This is a genomic window from Pseudoalteromonas sp. PSi26 (assembly GCF_054960575.1).
Genome location: NZ_JBHNYT010000027.1, coordinates 1 through 13,309, shown reverse-complemented (window position 1 = coordinate 13,309; position 13,309 = coordinate 1). Strand labels below are relative to the sequence as shown.

Sequence of the window (13,309 nt, the reverse complement as noted above, 5' to 3'; positions counted from 1 at the left end):
AGGGTCGCATTATAGGGAGATCCGAAAACAGATCAACCCTTTTTTGTAGAAAACTTGAAAAAATATACTGTTCGATGAGTATTTGAACTAAACACACTAAAAAAACAACATTGCTTTCATTTTATTAACATGTATCATCAATTTTGCTTTGAAACGGTAGGCTAAGATCCGACGATCTTCATATACAAACTCACTCCCCACAAGATCACAAGGATCATTAGTGAAAGCGTGACGGCTGCAGAGCCCATATCTTTTGCTCTGCCTGACAAAACATGTAGTTCTGTGCTTACACGATCAGTGAGTGCTTCAATTGCTGAGTTTAATAATTCAACAATTAATACCACTAGCAGTGAGCACATAAGAATTGCCCAATGAAGTAATGAAGATGCCAGCAGAAATGAAAAAGGAAAAAGGATTATGCAGATCAGTAACTCTTGCCTGAATGCGGCTTCTTCATTAAACGCTGCTTTAAATCCTAGATAGGAGCAGTACGTGGCTTTAAATACACGCTTGAACCCTAATCCATTTGGTTTGAATACATCTTTCATTAAATAAGCTCTTTAAAAGGTTAAAAGAAAGCCCCGCAATGCGAGGCTTTATATTTTAGGCTACGCCGTATTTATCACGATACGCTTTTACTGATGCTAAATGTTCACCCATTGTTCCTTGGTTTTCAAGGTAACTAATCAAATCCGCAAGTTTAATAATAGAGATTACCTGTGTATTAAAGTCGCGCTCAACCTCTTGAATAGCAGAGAGCTCAGCTTTACCTTTTTCCTGACGATCTAGTGCTATTAATACACCACTTAAGTCTGCGCCATTATCTGCAATGATTTCCATTGATTCGCGAATTGCGGTACCCGCAGTGATCACATCATCCACCAGCATTATTTTACCATTTAATGGTGAGCCTACTAATGTACCGCCTTCACCATGCGCTTTTTTCTCTTTACGGTTAAAGCAATAAGGTACATCTTTGTTGTAATGATCTGCTAACGCTACAGCTGTGGTGGTAGCGATTGGAATACCTTTATAAGCGGGTCCAAATAAAACATCATATTCTATAGCCGCATCTTCAAGAGCTGCAGCATAAAAACGGCCTAACCGTGCTAAATCACGTCCAGTGTTAAATAAACCTGCATTAAAAAAGTATGGACTAGTACGGCCTGATTTAAGGGTAAACTCACCAAACTTCAGTACCTGCTTTTCTAGCGCAAATTCAATAAATTCTTTTTGGTAATCTTTCATTTTTTGCTACCTACTTATTTATGCCAATGCTTGCTTTTGAACGTCAATGATCTCTCTAATAGAGTGTTTTGCTAATGTAAGTAACTCATCAAGCTCATCAAACGAAAACGGTTCGCCCTCTGCCGTGCCTTGAACTTCAATAATTTTACCTGTTTCAGTTAAAATTACATTCATATCAGTTTCTGCCGCTGAGTCTTCAATATATTCTAAATCACTTATAGCTTGGCCCTTATATATGCCAACTGAAATTGCAGCAATCATATGCTTAAGCGGGTTTGAATTAATCATACCCTTGGCACGCATGTGGGTTAGTGCATCGACAAGTGCAACACAAGCACCGCTTATTGATGCTGTGCGTGTTCCACCATCGGCCTGAATGACATCACAATCAATAGTAATCGTGTTTTCGCCAAGTGCTTTTAAATCAACTGCAGCGCGAAGTGCACGTGCGATCAAACGTTGAATTTCCATTGTTCGGCCACCTTGCTTACCGCGAGACGCTTCACGAGCATTGCGCGTGTGTGTTGACCTTGGAAGCATGCCGTACTCAGCATTTATCCATCCCTTACCTTGGCCTTTCATGAAACGCGGAACGCCCGATTCAACCGTAGCTGTACAAAGTACTTTGGTATTACCAAATTCAACAAGTACAGACCCTTCTGCATGTAAAGTATAATTACGTGTAAATGATACGGGTCTAATTTGATTTGGTGTTCTTTGGCTTGGACGCATTGACGATCCCCTTAATTCATAATTTGCCATATTATAAGTGTATGTGAGTACAGATACCATGCTGATTTAACAAATACCTGGTTGCAAAACATTCAGCTACTTAAATTTTACCTAGAGGTTGGAGAGTGTTTCGGTATAATAATAACTAATTATGTATTATAAAACTTAGGAAACCATCCATGATCCACAGTATGACAGCTTATGCGCGTCGCGAGATAAAAGGCGATTGGGGCACTGGCACTTGGGAAGTTCGATCAGTTAACCAACGTTACCTTGAAACCTTTATTCGCGCACCAGAGCAATTTCGTGGGATGGAGCCTGTTATTCGTGAACGCTTACGTAAACATCTACAGCGCGGTAAAGTAGAAGTATTTTTAAAGTTTGTTGCAAACCCAGCTCATGTTGGTGAGTTATCAATCAATCAAGCATTGGCTGAACAACTTATAAATAGTGCTAAATGGGTTCAACAGCAAAGTAATGGTGAGATAAACCCTGTTGATATTTTACGCTGGCCTGGTGTAATGGAAGCCGAAGAACTGGATATGGACAGCGTAAACACAGCGCTAATTGCAGGGCTTGATGAAGTAATAGAAGACTTTAAATCAGCACGGGGTGATGAAGGCGCAAATTTAGAAGAGATGATAGCAACTCGCCTTGATGCCATCTTAGAGCAAGTAAACACTGTAGAAACTCACATGCCAGAAATTACTAAATGGCAACGTGAGAAACTTGAACAAAAATTGGAAGATTTAACGACAAATATTGACGAGTCTCGTCTTGAGCAAGAACTAATTTATCTAGCACAAAAACAAGACGTAGCTGAAGAACTAGACCGCTTAAAATCTCATGTTAAAGAAACTAAAAAAATTCTTAAGAAAGGCGGCGCATGTGGCCGTCGCCTAGATTTTATGATGCAAGAGTTTAACCGAGAAGCAAATACCCTCGCCTCTAAGTCTATTAATAGCGATATTACAAATGCGGCGGTGGAGCTTAAAGTTTTAATTGAACAAATGCGTGAGCAGATCCAAAATATTGAATAGCGTAAAGTACGCCTGTGACTCACTTGAGCACAAATAGCTAAATAAAGTACAATGTAATAATTAAAGGCTTGGGTTATTTATAACTCAAGCCTGTTTATTTTTTGATAGAGAAAAACATGGCTCAAACTCGCGGAAACTTATTTATTTTATCAGCGCCATCAGGTGCAGGTAAGTCTAGCTTAATTAATGCATTACTTAAGAAACATGCAGATATGAAAGTATCGGTATCGCATACCACTCGCTCACCTCGCCCAGGTGAAGAAAATGGCGTTCACTATCACTTTGTAACTACAGATGAGTTTAAAGCATTAATTACCAAAGATGATTTTTTTGAGTGGGCACAAGTTTTTGATAACTATTACGGTACATCAAAACAAGCTATTGAGTCGCAACTTAACGCAGGCATAGATGTATTTTTAGACATAGACTGGCAAGGTGCGCAGCAAGTTCGTAAAATTATGCCAAGCGTACAGACTATTTTTATTCTACCGCCTTCTAAAGCAGAACTTGAACAACGCTTAAATAACCGCGGCCAAGACTCTGCAGATGTTATTGCGTCTCGTATGGCCAAAGCACAATCTGAAACATCTCATTTTAACGAGTACGATTTTGTTATTGTTAATGATGATTTTGATACTGCTCTGAATGATATAGAAACGATTGTTATGGCACAGCGTTTAACATTAAGTGTTCAAGAAGTACGTAACAAAAAATTGATAAATGACCTTTTAAAGTAAATTAAGGTTATTTAACTGGCTCATATCAGTAAAACTGATAAAAATTGACCACTACCTATTGGCGAAAGTCCCTGCGTGCAGTAAACTACGCCTTTGCTTTTAAATTATTTTTGGAGTGCTGAGATGGCTCGCGTAACAGTTGAAGATGCAGTAGATGCAGTTGGTAATCGTTTTGACTTAATTTTAGTTGCGGCTCGTCGTGCCCGCCAAATTGCTGTTGGTGGTAAAACTCCACTAGTAGACCCTGAAAACGATAAACCGACCGTTGTTGCTTTACGTGAAATTGAATTAAACCTTGTTGATAGCTCATCAATGGATTTAATCGACCGTGAAGAACAACAACATCAAGAAGCAGCTGAACTTGCTGCTGTTGCTGCTATTGTTGGTGGCAACCAATAATCGACCTCCCGGTCTGATTTAGCCAACGGCACAGTATTTCTACTATAGCCGTTGGCAATCCTTTCTTTTCATCGTATATTCTTAACTTAACGTTACCTAATTTGCTTCACTAGAACATTGGAGTGTGAATGTATCTTTTTGAAGGTCTAAAAAAGAAAATTTCTGAATACTTACCTGCTGCTGAAGTAGAGCTGGTACAAAAATCTTACGTGGTAGCACGAGAGGCCCATGAAGGACAAACTCGCTCGAGCGGCGAGCCTTACATTACTCACCCCGTTGAAGTAACTCAAATCCTCGCAGGTATGCACCTTGATCATGAAACGCTCATGGCCGCATTAATGCACGATGTAATTGAAGATACCGACTTTAGCCAACAAGACTTAGCTGAGATTTTTGGCGAAACTGTTGCAGAACTTGTTGAAGGTGTAAGTAAGCTTGATAAGCTGAGCTTTAAAGATAAAAAAGAGTTTCAGGCTGAAAACTACCGAAAAATGATCATGGCAATGACCCAAGACATTCGGGTTATTTTAATCAAACTTGCTGATAGAACACACAATATGCGCACCCTTGGCGCGCTTCGCCCTGATAAACGCCGCCGCATAGCGCGTGAAACACTTGAAATATACGCACCTATTGCAAACCGTTTGGGTATTCATGATATAAAAAATGAACTGGAAGACTTAGGTTTTCAAGCATTATACCCTATGCGCCATCGTGCACTTAAGTCGGAAGTGGCTAAAGCGCGTGGTAACCGCAAAGAAGTTATCTCCAATATTCAAACCGAAGTAGAAGCTCGCTTAGAAGAGTCAGGTATTGTTGCTACGGTATCTGGACGCGAAAAACACCTTTATAGCATTTATAAAAAAATGCTAAATAAAGAGTTGCTGTTTAATGAGGTAATGGATATTTATGCGTTTAGAATTGCCGTCGATTCAATGGATACCTGCTACCGTGTATTAGGCGTTGCACATAATTTATATAAACCTATTGAAACTCGCTTTAAAGATTACATTGCGGTACCTAAAACAAATGGTTACCAGTCGTTGCACACATCGCTTGTTGGCCCGCATGGTATTCCTGTAGAAATACAAATTCGTACCCATGACATGGATCATATGGCCGACAAAGGCGTTGCAGCACATTGGATGTATAAAAAAGCTGGCGATGGCGCAGGTAATACGTCTCAGCAACGTGCTCGTCAATGGATGCAAAGCTTACTTGAACTTCAACAAAGTGCAGGGTCGTCGTTTGAATTTATTGAAAACGTTAAAACAGAATTATTCCCTGAGGAAATTTACGTATTCACTCCTGATGGCCGAATAGTTGAACTACCAATGGGTGCTACTGCGGTCGATTTTGCATATGCAGTTCATACCGACGTAGGCAATACCTGTGTAGGTGCGCGTGTTAACCGCAAACCTTACCCATTAAGTAAACCACTAGACACAGGCCAAACAATTGAAGTGATCACCAGTTCAGGCGCTCACCCTAATGCAACTTGGCTTAACTTTATTGTGACAGGTAAAGCACGCTTAGGTATTCGTAATTACCTTAAGAGCCAGCATCATGAAGAAGCTATGTTGCTTGGTAGACGCTTACTCGACTCTGCACTAGGCGAAAACAAGCTAGATAGTATTCCTGATGAAAATATTGCACGCGTTCTTGAAGAGCATGAACTTTCGACCTTACTTGAGTTGCTTGTAGAAATTGGCGCTGGTAATTTAATGAGCGTACTCATAGCCAAGCGTTTGTTGCAAAATGATTCTGACGACTTGACCGACATAACTAAACAAGCCAAAGCGACCATTATTGGAACAGAAGGCATGTTGGTCAATTACTCTAAATGTTGCCGTCCTGTCCCAGGTGATGCAATTACTGCACACATAAGCCAAGGTAAGGGATTAACAGTTCATCGCCAAGAATGTAAAAATATTCGTGGCTGGGAAAGTGAACGATCTAAATACTTGGTCGTAAAATGGGATGATAACCCTGAAAAAGAATACATAGCAGCCCTTAGAGTAGAGATTATTAATCATCAAGGTGCGTTAGCTAAGTTAACCAACGTAGTTGCCACAACCCACGCTAATATTGTTGAAATAGCTACTGACGAAAAAGAAAGTAATTTATACGTAATAGACCTTGGAGTCACGGTTAAAAACCGTGTCCATGTTGCCAATATTATGCGAAAAATTCGCGTAATGCCTGATGTGCAAAAAGTCTATCGAAAAAAATAACATAGGAAAAACATGAACAAAGCATTTATATCCACCGAAAAAGCACCTGCAGCAATAGGTACTTACAGCCAAGCAGTTAAAGTAGGCACTGCAGTATATTTGTCTGGTCAAATTCCATTAGTACCTGAGACTATGGAAGTTATATCAGAAGACTTTAGTGAGCAAACACATCAAGTATTTAAAAACATCACAGCAGTGTGTGAAGAAGCAGGTGGTAAAATTCAAGACTTAGTTAAAGTAAATATTTATTTAACTGATTTATCTAACTTTGCTGTCGTTAACGAAGTGATGAGCCAGTACTTTAAGCAGCCATACCCTGCACGTGCAGCAGTTGGTGTACGTGCTTTACCAAAAGGTGTACAAGTTGAGATTGACGGAATAATGGAACTGCCTTCAACTAACTAATATTTTCCTGAGCTATAGGCCCACTCTATAGCTCACACCTGTCCTCTTTTTATACTATATTGTTATTCTTACTATCTTGACTCCGTCTTCAATTTCTATCACTCTGTAACTATGTCATTAATTTACTAAAACTTTAGTGGTTAAAAAGGATTAGCTGTGTTTAAGCTTGCTCATAATGGGAATGTTTTACTCGATGTAAATAAACACCCGCCTCCAAGTGCTACATTTGTTATTGAAGCAATAGAAATGTCTAAATTTTGCGACTGTAAAATTGATTACGACGCAATTAATGCATTCTTCAAAGATAAAAGTACAGAGCCAGTACTTATCGTCGCGACCAAATACGATGCAAAGTTAGAGGTTGTCATCAGTGATGATAAAATGATGGCTACTGGCGAGCTTACCGTCGCGCAAGGCGGTGATTTACTCAGCCTAGATGATGCAAAAAAACAGCTAGTCAAAGCAGGTATAGTTCGTGGTTATAAGCAAGCATATTTAGAACAACTATTACAAAAGCAATTTACTGCTAAAGCAGGTGAGGTTGTGCAGGGTATTTTGGCTCAAGGCCGACTGCCCAGTGATGGCTTAGCAACTAAACTCGTTACCAAAGTAAGAACTTTAAAAGACCATCTAAAAACCCCAAAGTTAAAAGAAGATGGCAGCGTTGATATGCGTGACTTTGGTAAAATGGCAAGTGTTGAGCCTGGTGCGGTACTTATACGCCAACAACCCGCAACTCCAGGAAAAGAAGGCTTTACTGTACTTGGCGATATACTACCAGCGAAACCGGGTGACAATAAACAACTTGTTGCCGGTGAGGGTACCGAGATTTCTAAACTTAACCCTCTAGAGTTAGTATCAACCATATCAGGTGTGCCTATTGAAATTACTAACGGAATGCGCGTAGACGATATTTTTACTATTCCCGATGTCAACGTTAAAAGCGGTCATATTGATTTTGAAGGCAGTGTGATTGTTACTCGAAATATAGAGCCTGGAATGAAAGTAACCGCCAAAGGTGATATTACAATATTTGGTACTGTTGAATCTGGTGAGTTAACGGCCGGCGGTAATATTACTGTTAAGCAAGGCGTTATTGGGCATCAAAAATCTGACGACAAATCGCTTTCGTGTAAGCTTATATGTGAAGGCGACATTCATGTATCACACTCACAATATTGCTATTTAGAAGCTGCAAATATTTTTATTGAGCGACAAACTAGCCACTGTATTATGAAGGCACGTCATGCTCTTAAGGTAGGTCAACCAGATTTACCTAAAGGTAAGATATTTGGCGGCGAGATTTTAGACGCGACAACATTAATTGCTGGTGAAATTGGCAACGAATCGGGTGCTAAAATGGTTATTAATTTAGCAAGCTCCGGCGGTGATATTACTGCTGAAACTGACGAGTGCTTTAAAGAGCTTGCTAAAACGGAGCAGCAATTAGACTCCTTACAACCTGCATTAGAAAAAGCAGACTTGCTTAAAGATCCAGAAAGAAAAAACGAACTTATCAATAAAATTGGTGCTACTCAGTTACATCTATGTCAACAAGCAGAGCAATATGAAAGGCAACTCTCATCATTAGAGAATAACCTTCATGAATTACTTACAAATACACACTTAATCGTCAATACAGTTTTACATTCAGGTGTGGAAATACATATTTTTGATAAAGCTCTTAAAACAAACCGTAATTACCCACCTTGCACAATAAAACTGATGAATAACAAAGTAGAAGTTGAGTTTAAAACATCGTGAATATAGAGTGCTAAAAGCAGCACTCTTATATCTTTCATCAGAGTAGACCGTCAACGCTTGCATGTGTTTGTGTTGACCATACTCCAACTTGAACTTGTCCAATATGTTCCTTTTGCAGCAATAACATAGCCAAACGTGATTGCCCAATACCGCCACCAATAGTTTGTGGAAACTGACTTTTTAATAATGCCTTATGCCAATCCAATTGCAGGCGGTCATCATCTCCTGTAATGCTCAACTGAGTTTTTAGTACTTCAGGGTTGACACGAATCCCCATTGAAGATATCTCAAAAGAATCTTCCAGTATTGGATTCCATACTAAAATATCACCATTGAGCCCTATATATTGTTCGCTCGTTGGTGTAGACCAATCGTCATAATCAGGCGCTCTTACATCGTGAATTTGACCATCGCCTAATTGACCGCCAATCCCAATTAAAAATACAGCACCATATTTTTTTGCTATTGCTTTTTCGCGATTTTTAGCAGTAAGGTCAGGGTACATTTTACGAAGCTCTTCACTATGCACAAATTGAATATCGCTCGGTAAAAAAGGATCAAGCGAAAAGTGTTCGCTAACAAATTGCTCTGTTTCTTTTATGCCTTTATAAATTGACTCAACTGTAAGTTTGAGAGTAGTTAAAGAACGTTCTGTTGATTCACAAATTACCTTTTCCCAATCCCACTGATCAACATAAACCGAGTGGATAGGACTTAGCGACTCTTCATCAGGGCGCAGTGCCTTCATTTGAGTGTAAAGTCCTTCACCTTTACTAAATCCATACTTACCTAACGTTTTACGTTTCCACTTTGCTAGCGAATGCACAACTTCGTATTGGCTATCGGCAATCGCTTTTACATTTACTGCTACAGCGTTTTCATGACCGCTTAAATTATCTTGTGTGCCATCACCTACTTTTGCAAGAATAGGTGCCTGCACTTCGACTAGCCCTAACTGTTTTTCCAGTTGCCGTGAAAAAAATTGCTTTACGCTGCTTATTTGCAACTGCCGCTGCACATAGTGTGAACTCATAATAATTGGCCTCATTCCCAGTTATTGTTACTTACTTTATTTTTAATAACGCACCTAACAGGTGCTGCTAATGAAGTTACTGTAATGATTTAAACCTTTAATTCAATAACCCATAATAAAAATAGCTTTAATGTGTAAATTCGATTAATTTATAGGGTGTGAAAATGTGAATTCACTAATTAAAGTAAGAAAAAATAATGGAAAATTATCAAATCGATAATCTCGATAAACAGATACTTCACGCTTTAATGGAAAACGCCCGCACAGCTTATGCAGAATTAGCGAAACGTTTTAACGTAAGTGCCGGTACTATTCATGTGCGTGTAGAAAAATTAAAACAAGCAGGAATTATCACAGGTACCCAATTAAGTATAAATACAAAGCGACTTGGCTATGACGTTTGCTGCTTTATTGGTATTAATTTAAATAATGCACGCGACTATCCTGAAACACTCATTAAACTCGAAGCGCTCGAAGAAGTTGTTGAAGCCTATTACACCACCGGTAATTACAGCATTTTTATTAAAGTAATGGCTAAATCAATCGACCACTTACAGGATGTATTAATAAATAAAATTCAAGCGATAGAAGCTATCCAGTCCACCGAGACACTTATTTCTTTACAAAACCCAATTAGCCGCACAGTGATGCCTTAGTACATAAAATTTCGTATAATCAATAAAAAAGAGGATCACCATGCAGCAAAATCGCTATCAACGAATTAAAGACGTCTTATCGCGTCGCCAAACCGACTTAACCGTGTGCCTAGAAGACGTGCACAAACACCATAACCTATCGGCTATTGTAAGAAGTGCCGATGCTGTGGGTTGCCACCATGTACATGCTGTATGGCCTGAAAACCAAAAATGGCTAACTAATAACACCTCAGGCGGGAGTAAAAATTGGCTAGAAACCCACCTCCATAAAAATATTGATGATGCCGCAACCATGATGCGACAGCACAACCCAAATGTACAAATATTAGCCACGCACCTGAGCGAAGATGCCGTTGATTTTAGAGAAATAGATTACACAAAACCCACAGCAATTATTGTTGGGCAAGAAAAAACAGGGATCTCAGCACAAGCCCTTAAGCATGCCGATCAAAACATAATTATCCCTATGCAAGGCATGGTGCAATCTCTTAATGTTTCTGTGGCTGCAGCACTCATTTTATTTGAAGCACAACATCAACGCGAAAAGGCAGGGCTATATAACCGTAATATGTTGAGCGAAGATATAAAACACCCTATGTATTTTGAAGGCTACCACCCCGTTATAGCTAAACAATGCCGTATAAAAAAACTACCTTACCCGCCACTCGATGAAGAAGGTGAAATAATTGCTGACGATGAATTTTGGCACGCCTTAAAACATGCTTGATGCTTAGCGAGCCTGTGAGTACACTTAACTCATTCACAAATAAAAAGATTTGAGCCTACATTGTCTAAACCTAGCTTAAACCAATACCCCATTACGGAACTTAAAGGGGTCGGACCTAAAATGGCCGAACGCCTTTTAAAGCTAGGTATTAAAAACGTGCAAGACATGCTCTTTCACTTACCGCTTAGGTACGAAGATAGAACCCGTATTTATTCTATCAACGAACTGTCATTACACAGCCACGTGAGCATTGAAGCCACAATAGAAACAAGCCAGATCACATTTGGCAAAAGACGTATGCTCGTTGTGCAAGTAAATGATAATACAGGGAGGCTCACACTTAGGTTTTTTAATTTCAGTGCAGCACAAAAAAATGCATTAAGCCCAGGAAAAATAATACGTTGCTTCGGCGAAGTTCGCCGCGGGCGTGTTGGCTTTGAAATGAGCCATCCAGAATACAGTTTATGTGATACACCAAGTGAGCAGCCAACAGCTTCAACATTAACGCCAGTATACCCAACAACAGATGGTTTAAAGCAATTATCTATTAGGGCCCTAAGTGAACAAGCTGTAGAGCTGCTTAATAAATACTCTGTTGAAGAACTGTTACCCGTGCAATGGCAACCTTCTCAACTTGCACTAGCTGATGCCTTATTATTGCTTCATCGCCCACCTAGTAATATCGACGTTAATGAACTAGAGCAAGGAACACACCCTGCTCAGCAGCGATTAGTATTTGAAGAATTACTTGCACAAAACCTAAGCTTATTAAAAGTAAGAAAGCAAGGACAGCAAGTAAAAGCGGTGTCTCTAAGTTCTACAAATAAATTAGAGCCTCAATTTTTATCACAATTGCCTTTTGCGCCAACCAGTGCACAAAATCGTGTTGTGTCAGAAATTAAAGCTGATCTAGCATCTCCTTATCCTATGATGCGCCTAGTCCAAGGCGATGTAGGCTCTGGCAAAACCTTAGTTGCGGCATTAAGCGCATTAACAGCAATAGCTCAAGGGTTTCAAGTAGCTTTAATGGCACCTACTGAAATACTTGCAGAGCAGCATGGCATAAGTTTCACCTCATGGTTTAAACAATTAGGCATAGACGTAGCATGGCTTGGTGGAAAAACAAAAGGTAAAGAACGTACAGAAACACTAGAAAAGATTGCCTCTGGTGAAGCACAAATGATTGTAGGTACACATGCTTTATTTCAAGATGAAGTAAAATTTAACAACCTAGTACTTATAATTATTGATGAACAACATCGGTTCGGTGTTCATCAGCGTTTAACACTAAGAGAAAAGGGACAATTTAATGGCTGTTATCCACATCAACTAGTGATGACCGCAACCCCAATTCCACGTACTTTAGCAATGACAGCTTATGCCGACTTAGAAGTCTCAATTATTGATGAGTTACCACCTGGGCGAACACCTATTACTACAGTAGCACTTCCAGACACGCGTCGTGACGATATAATTACTCGCGTTAAATCAGCTTGTAATGAACAAGATCGCCAAGTTTATTGGGTATGCACACTCATTGATGAGTCTGAAGCACTGCAATGCCAAGCAGCTGAAGATAGTGCTGTGCAATTGAAGGAAGCCTTGCCAGATTTAAATGTTGGCTTAGTACACGGACGAATGAAGCCAGCAGAAAAGCAGTCCATCATGGACGACTTTAAAAGAGGCCTTATACATGTATTAGTGGCTACAACAGTAATTGAAGTAGGTGTTGACGTACCTAACGCAAGCTTAATCATTATAGAAAACCCAGAGCGCTTAGGTTTAGCACAATTACACCAGTTACGCGGGCGTGTGGGAAGAGGAAGTATTGCCTCCCATTGTGTTCTTTTATACCATGCACCACTTTCGCATACCGCTCAAAAACGCTTAAGTGTACTTAGAGACAGTAACGATGGCTTTGTGATAGCTGAGCGGGATTTAGAAATACGCGGCCCAGGTGAAGTCCTTGGAACTAAGCAAACTGGGTTAGCAGAATTTAAGATTGCTGATTTAACCAGAGATAAGCAAACCTTAAATCAAGTTAGACCAATAGCACAAAAAATGTTGAAGCAATATCCTCAGTATGTAGATGCACTCATTGAACGCTGGTTGGGCAACAAGTCAAACTATGCACAAGCATAACCACTCTATATTTCATAATTACTCTAAGCAATAAATGATTTTTAAAAGTAGGAGCACATCTTCTAGCTTTAATACTTTAGTGTTAATGGGTATACGTTAGCTACCTTTTGTCTTAAAAGTAAAAAATAACCGCCTCTACTGAATAGCACATTCTCATATTTGAAGCCTGGTAATGTCGTGGTGCCCACAGCG

Annotated in this window: 13 protein-coding genes; 9 read left to right on the top strand and 4 right to left on the bottom strand. The window is 39.6% G+C overall.

What is annotated here, in order from left to right:
* Positions 1–161: 161 nt before the first annotated feature.
* The 3 genes from ACFI34_RS18490 to rph are packed head-to-tail and all read right to left on the bottom strand — an operon-like array spanning position 162 to position 1,980.
* The gene (locus ACFI34_RS18490) at positions 162–548 is read right to left on the bottom strand and encodes a diacylglycerol kinase (RefSeq protein WP_462674555.1); all 387 of its coding nucleotides are present in this window, start codon (positions 546–548) and stop codon (positions 162–164) included.
* A 55-nt stretch (positions 549–603) separates the two neighbouring features.
* Positions 604–1,248, bottom strand: a complete 645-nt coding sequence (gene pyrE / locus ACFI34_RS18485; RefSeq protein ID WP_462674554.1) for an orotate phosphoribosyltransferase — start codon at positions 1,246–1,248, stop codon at positions 604–606.
* Between the two features lie 18 nt (positions 1,249–1,266).
* Positions 1,267–1,980 carry a ribonuclease PH gene (gene rph / locus ACFI34_RS18480; RefSeq protein ID WP_006794745.1) on the bottom strand — a complete coding sequence of 238 codons (714 nt, stop codon included), beginning with the start codon at positions 1,978–1,980 and terminating at the stop codon, positions 1,267–1,269.
* Between the two features lie 179 nt (positions 1,981–2,159).
* On the opposite strand from rph, the gene ACFI34_RS18475 reads away from it, so the two are divergent.
* From ACFI34_RS18475 to ACFI34_RS18450, 6 genes are all read left to right on the top strand, one after another.
* The gene (locus ACFI34_RS18475; RefSeq protein WP_462674553.1) at positions 2,160–3,020 is read left to right on the top strand and encodes a YicC/YloC family endoribonuclease; all 861 of its coding nucleotides are present in this window, start codon (positions 2,160–2,162) and stop codon (positions 3,018–3,020) included.
* Between the two features lie 116 nt (positions 3,021–3,136).
* On the top strand, positions 3,137–3,757 hold the full coding sequence (gmk, locus tag ACFI34_RS18470; RefSeq protein ID WP_462674552.1) for a guanylate kinase: 621 nt from the start codon (positions 3,137–3,139) through the stop codon (positions 3,755–3,757).
* A 123-nt stretch (positions 3,758–3,880) separates the two neighbouring features.
* A complete protein-coding gene (rpoZ, locus tag ACFI34_RS18465) occupies positions 3,881–4,156 on the top strand; it encodes a DNA-directed RNA polymerase subunit omega (RefSeq protein ID WP_006794742.1) in 276 nt (91 codons plus the stop codon).
* A gap of 128 nt (positions 4,157–4,284) precedes the next feature.
* Complete coding sequence (gene spoT, locus ACFI34_RS18460; protein ID WP_462674551.1) at positions 4,285–6,390, top strand: bifunctional GTP diphosphokinase/guanosine-3',5'-bis pyrophosphate 3'-pyrophosphohydrolase; 2,106 nt, start codon at positions 4,285–4,287, stop codon at positions 6,388–6,390.
* A 12-nt stretch (positions 6,391–6,402) separates the two neighbouring features.
* A complete protein-coding gene (locus tag ACFI34_RS18455; protein WP_006794740.1) occupies positions 6,403–6,795 on the top strand; it encodes a RidA family protein in 393 nt (130 codons plus the stop codon).
* A 156-nt stretch (positions 6,796–6,951) separates the two neighbouring features.
* Positions 6,952–8,559, top strand: coding sequence for a DUF342 domain-containing protein (locus tag ACFI34_RS18450; protein ID WP_462674550.1), 1,608 nt, complete (start codon positions 6,952–6,954; stop codon positions 8,557–8,559).
* 37 nt (positions 8,560–8,596) lie between these two features.
* Here the strand turns inward: ACFI34_RS18450 and asnA are convergent, their stop codons facing one another.
* Positions 8,597–9,592 (bottom strand): aspartate--ammonia ligase, encoded by a 996-nt coding sequence (gene asnA / locus ACFI34_RS18445; RefSeq protein WP_462674549.1) that lies wholly within the window; start codon positions 9,590–9,592, stop codon positions 8,597–8,599.
* 197 nt (positions 9,593–9,789) lie between these two features.
* Here asnA and asnC point away from each other — a divergent pair, with 197 nt between their 5' ends.
* The 3 genes from asnC to recG are packed head-to-tail and all read left to right on the top strand — an operon-like array spanning position 9,790 to position 13,117.
* Positions 9,790–10,248 carry a transcriptional regulator AsnC gene (gene asnC, locus ACFI34_RS18440; RefSeq protein ID WP_006794737.1) on the top strand — a complete coding sequence of 153 codons (459 nt, stop codon included), beginning with the start codon at positions 9,790–9,792 and terminating at the stop codon, positions 10,246–10,248.
* Between the two features lie 40 nt (positions 10,249–10,288).
* Positions 10,289–10,975, top strand: a complete 687-nt coding sequence (gene trmH / locus ACFI34_RS18435) for a tRNA (guanosine(18)-2'-O)-methyltransferase TrmH (RefSeq protein ID WP_006794736.1) — start codon at positions 10,289–10,291, stop codon at positions 10,973–10,975.
* A gap of 60 nt (positions 10,976–11,035) precedes the next feature.
* Complete coding sequence (gene recG / locus ACFI34_RS18430; protein WP_462674548.1) at positions 11,036–13,117, top strand: ATP-dependent DNA helicase RecG; 2,082 nt, start codon at positions 11,036–11,038, stop codon at positions 13,115–13,117.
* Positions 13,118–13,309: the final 192 nt, after the last annotated feature.